General features: G+C 73.8%; 5 protein-coding genes. 4 read left to right on the top strand and 1 reads right to left on the bottom strand.

Annotated elements, in window-relative coordinates:
- Positions 1-238: 238 nt before the first annotated feature.
- From ACTUAL_RS11035 to ACTUAL_RS11020, 4 genes are read left to right on the top strand one after another with little or no spacing between them, the layout of a single operon-like run.
- Positions 239-1,513: an extracellular solute-binding protein gene (locus ACTUAL_RS11035; RefSeq protein WP_440900182.1), complete on the top strand. Its 1,275-nt coding sequence runs from the start codon at positions 239-241 to the stop codon at positions 1,511-1,513.
- The gene (locus tag ACTUAL_RS11030; RefSeq protein ID WP_096491290.1) at positions 1,510-2,421 is read left to right on the top strand and encodes a carbohydrate ABC transporter permease; all 912 of its coding nucleotides are present in this window, start codon (positions 1,510-1,512) and stop codon (positions 2,419-2,421) included. The genes ACTUAL_RS11035 and ACTUAL_RS11030 overlap by 4 nt, the downstream gene beginning before the upstream one ends.
- Positions 2,418-3,251, top strand: coding sequence for a carbohydrate ABC transporter permease (locus ACTUAL_RS11025; RefSeq protein ID WP_096491291.1), 834 nt, complete (start codon positions 2,418-2,420; stop codon positions 3,249-3,251). Before ACTUAL_RS11030 ends, ACTUAL_RS11025 begins: the two co-directional genes overlap by 4 nt.
- A complete protein-coding gene (locus ACTUAL_RS11020; RefSeq protein WP_440900181.1) occupies positions 3,248-4,591 on the top strand; it encodes a beta-N-acetylhexosaminidase in 1,344 nt (447 codons plus the stop codon). Before ACTUAL_RS11025 ends, ACTUAL_RS11020 begins: the two co-directional genes overlap by 4 nt.
- Here the strand turns inward: ACTUAL_RS11020 and ACTUAL_RS11015 are convergent, their stop codons facing one another.
- Entirely contained in the window at positions 4,592-4,744 is a 153-nt protein-coding gene (locus tag ACTUAL_RS11015) for a PspC domain-containing protein (RefSeq protein ID WP_440900183.1), read from the bottom strand.
- Positions 4,745-4,747 lie beyond the last annotated feature (3 nt).

Raw genomic sequence — 4,747 nt, 5'->3', positions numbered from 1 at the left:
GCCGGGGCACCCGGTCCTGGTTCTCCCGGCCGCCCGCGCGGCGCGCCGCCTGCCTCTCCCGCCCTCGTCCCCGCCCCTGCCTCATTTCCACCCCCCTCCCATCCCGATCCCGAAGCCTCCGGCCCCTCACCTCCTCGCTCTGGTCTAGACCTACCTCCCGTTCGCCCTTAGCATCCCCGTTGCTTCCCATGAAACACGCGTTGCGCAGAGTGCAACGCGTCGGAGAAGGGGTTGTCGGATGCGCTTCCTGGTCGCCGCCGCCACGACGGCACTGCTCCTCACCGGCTGCGCGCCGGTCCAGTCCGGCCCCGCTCCCGAGAGCGGCGACGAGCGCGTCGGGCAGCTGCGGGTGTGGCTCTTCGACGAGGTCAACCGGGCGCCCAAGGAGGCCGTCGTCGCCCGCGCCGTCGCCGAGTTCGAGGCCGCGCACGAGGGCGTCACCGTCGACGTCCAGCACATCCAGGTCGCCAGCCGCGCCGAGCGCTTCAAGGCCGCCTTCAGCGACCCCGCCAGCGCCCCCGACGTCGCCGAGTTCGGCAACACCGACCTCGCGGGCTACGTCGCGGGCGGCGGCTTCGCCCCGCTCGACCTCGGCGGCTGGCCCGACGCCGCCGACCTGGCCCCCCGGATCGCCGAGACCGGCGAGGTCGACGGCCTGCTCTACGGCCTGCCCTGGTACGTCGGCGTCCGCGCCCTCTACTACCGCACCGACGTCTTCCGCGAGCTGGGCCTCCAGCCCCCGGCCACCATCGCCGACCTCGCCCCCACCGCCCGCGCGATCCGCGCCGCCCGACCCGACCTCCTCGGCATCTCGGCGGGCGGCAAGTACACCTACGGCGCGCTCCCGTTCCTCTGGGCGGCGGGCGGCGACGTCGCGCGCGAGCAGGACGGGCGACACACCTCCGCCCTCACCGCCCCCGAGTCCCTCGCCGGCCTGCGCCGCTACACCGAGCTGCTCGCCGACGACATCTGCCCGCCCGCCCAGTGCGCCGCCAACGGCGGCGACGCCAGCGTCGAGGCGTTCCGCGCGGGCAAGGCCGCCATGGTGATCGGCGGCGACTTCAACCGGAAGTCCGTCGACGACTCCGCCGCGGGCGGCAAGTACGCCGTCGTCCCGCTGCCCGGCGAGACCGCGGGCTCGATCGCCCCGGCGTTCGCGGGCGGCAACCTCCTCGGCGTCCTCAAGGGCACCCGGCACCGCACCCTCGCCACCGAGTTCGTGCAGCTCCTGGGCGGCAAGCGGTACCAGCGCGAGATGTTCGACGCGATGGGCAACCTGCCCGCGTTCACCGACGTGCAGGCCGAGGTCGCCGCCGCGAACCCCGCCCTGGAGCCGTTCACCCGCACCCTGGAGGCGGGCACCCGGTTCGTCCCCGCCACCCCGGACTGGGCCAAGGTCGACGCGCAGGGCGTGCTGCCCACCCTCATCCAGGAGGTCGCCACCGGCGCCAAGGACCTGGACGCGGCGGCGGCCGACGCGGCGGCCCGGATGAACGACATCTTCGGCTCATGACCGTCCACAGTGGACGCAGTGACACCCGCGCCGCGCTCGCCCACCTGGCCCCGGCGCTGCTGGTCCTGGTCGGCCTGCTCGGCTACCCGGTCTACCAGCTCGTCGTCATCTCCCTGTTCGACTACGGCCAGGAGCAGGTCAGCGGCGGCGCCCCGCTCACCTTCCTCGGCCTGGGCAACTACGCGGAACTGCTGGGGGACAGCAGGTTCTGGTCCGTGCTCGGCCAGACCGCCGGGTTCGCCGCGATCTGCGTCGGTGGCGCCCTGCTGGTCGGCGCGGTCCTCGCCGTCGTCGCCACCAGGGTCCGCCCGTGGGCCCGCGCCCTGCTGTTCCTGACCGCGCTCGGAGCCTGGTCCACCCCGGCCGTCGCGGGCTCCACGATCTGGCTGTTCCTGTTCGACGCGAGCTTCGGCTTCGTCAACGAGGCCCTCACCGCGCTCGGGATCGAGGGCGCGCGCGACTTCCCGTGGCTGTACGGGAGGTGGACCGCGTTCGGCGTCGTCGCCGCCGAGGTGGTCTGGTGCTCGTTCCCGTTCGTCATGCTCACCCTCTACGCGGGCATCCGCTCGATCCCCGGAGAGGTCCTGGAGGCCGCCGCGCTCGACGGGGCCTCCACCTGGCGGGCCGCCCGCAGCGTCGTGCTGCCCCTGCTCCGCCCGCTGCTGGTGATCGTCACCATCCAGTCGGTCATCTGGGACTTCAAGGTCTTCACCCAGGTCTACGTGATGACCAGCGGCGGCGGCATCGCAGGCCGCAACCTCGTGCTGGCCGTGCACGCCTACCAGCAGGCGTTCGCCGCCTCCGAGTACGGGATGGGCGCGGCGATCGGCGTCGTCACCACCGCGCTGCTGCTCCTGCTCACCGCGGGCTACCTGCGCGCGCTGCGCCGGGGAGGTGAGCCGCTGTGAGGCGCTGGGCCTGGGAGGCGGTCGCGGTCGGCGCGTCGCTCGTCGTCGCGTTCCCGCTGTACTGGATGGTGCTCACCGCGCTCAAGCCCGCCGCCGAGGTGGTGTCGGCCGAACCGAGGCCGTGGACGCTCGCCCCGTCGCTGGACAGCTTCACCCGCGCCCTCACCGTCGAGAGCTTCGGCCGCTACCTGGCCAACAGCCTCGTCGTCGCGGTCGCGGTGGTGCTGCTGAGCCTGGTGCTGTCGTTCCTGGCGGCCACCGCGCTCACCCGGTTCCGGTTCACGGGCCGCACCACGATGCTGGTGATGCTGCTGGTGGTGCAGATGGTCCCGGTGGAGGCGCTGACCATCCCGCTGTTCTTCCTGGTGCGCCAGGTGGGTTCGGCCGTTCCCGCGCTCGGGCTCAACCACCTCGGCTCGCTCGTGCTGGTGCACCTGGCGTTCAGCCTGCCGTTCGCGATCTGGATGCTGCGCGGCTTCGTCGCGGCCGTTCCGGTGGAGCTGGAGGAGGCGGCGACCCTGGACGGCGCGTCCCGGACCAGGTTCCTGTGGGGGGTGCTGTTCCCGCTGGTCGCCCCCGGCCTGGTGGCGACGAGCGCGCTGTCGTTCATCCACGCCTGGAACGACTTCCTGTTCGCCAAGACGTTCATCATCTCCGCCGAGGAGAACCAGACCCTGCCGCTCGCGCTCCAGGTGTTCGTGCGGCCCGATCAGAACGACTGGGGGGCGATCATGGCCGGTTCCACCCTGATGACCTTGCCGGTGCTGGTGTTCTTCGTGCTGGTGCGGCGCAACCTCGTCGGCGGCCTCGCCGGGGCGGTGAAGTCGTGACGCTGCTGCCCGAACCGGTGTCGGTGGTCTGGGGCGGGGGGACCGTGCCGTGGTCGCCGCCGGTCGTGCGGCGCGCGCCCGGACCGGCCGAGGGCTACCGGATCTCCATCTCCGCCCGTGGCGTCCACGTCGAGGCGTCCGACGACGCCGGCGAGTTCTACGCCCACCAGACCCTGCGCCAGCTGCGCGGGCCCGACGCGTTCCGGGCCGCGCCGATCCGACCGGACGGGCCCGTGCCGGTGTGCGAGATCGTCGACCGCCCCGAGCACCGGTGGCGCGGCTGCATGATCGACGTGGCGCGGCACTTCCTGCCCAAGCACGACCTGCTGCGGTACGTGGACCTGCTGGCCGCGCACAAGCTCAACGTGCTGCACCTGCACCTGACCGACGACCAGGGCTGGCGGGTCGAGTCCGAGCGCTTCCCGAGGCTGCACGAGGTCGGCGGCTGGCGGCCGGACTCGCGGTGGGGCGACCGGCGCGGCGGGCTGAGCACGGGCAGGCCGCACGGCGGGTACTACACGCGCGACGACCTGCGCGAGGTCGTGGCGTACGCGGCGGCGCGGCACGTGGGCGTGGTGCCGGAGATCGACGTGCCGGGGCACTCGCAGGCGGCCATCGCGGCGTACCCGGAGCTGGGCGTCGACGGCGGCGGGGTGTGGACCGACTGGGGGGTGAACCCGCGCGTCCTCAACGGGGCGCAGTCCACAGTGGACTTCTACCGCGCGGTGTTCGACGAGCTGCTGGAGGTGTTCCCCGGCGAGGTGGTCGGCTTCGGCGGCGACGAGGCGCCGGGTGGCGACGGGCGGTTCGTGCGCCTGATCGCGGAGCACCTGGTGGCGCGCGGGCGCAGGCCGTACGGCTGGGACGAGGTGCTGGACGTCGAGGGCCTGCCGGAGGAGACGGTCATCGCGGCGTGGCGCTCGGAGGAGGCGGCGGAGCGGGCGCTGGAGCGCGGGCTGGACGTGGTCGCCTGCCCGGAGCGGCACGCGTACCTGGACTACCGGCAGTCCGAGGACGCGGACGAGCCGATCCCGGTGGGCACGGTCCTCACCACCGAGGCCGTGCGCGCGTACCGGCCACCCGCCGGGGTGCTCGGCGCGCAGGCGAACATCTGGACCGAGCACCTGGACAGCCCGAGGCGCCTGGACTACGCCGCGTTCCCGAGGCTCTCGGCGTTCGCGGAGGGGGCGTGGAACCCGGCCCCGGTGGAGGGGGCGGGGTTCGCGGCGAGGCTGGGCGCGCACCGGCCCTGGCTCGCCGCGCTCGGCGTCGAGCACCGCCCGCCGGCCGGACCGCTGCCGTGGCAGCGCCTGCCAGGGGTGCCCGGCCACCCGCGCTGATCACGCCTCCTCGGGCACGAGGACCCACGCGGCGAGGTAGAGGATCGCGCCCGCGCCCACGCCGAACAGCGTGGCGGCGACGAGCAGGATGCGGAGCAGCGCGGCATCGATGCCGAGCATCTTCGGCGCGCCGGCGCACACGCCGGCGATCATGCG

This window comes from Actinosynnema sp., assembly GCF_052038725.1.
The sequence above is the reverse complement of the archived record's forward strand: the minus strand, read 5'-3'. Positions and strand labels throughout refer to the sequence as shown.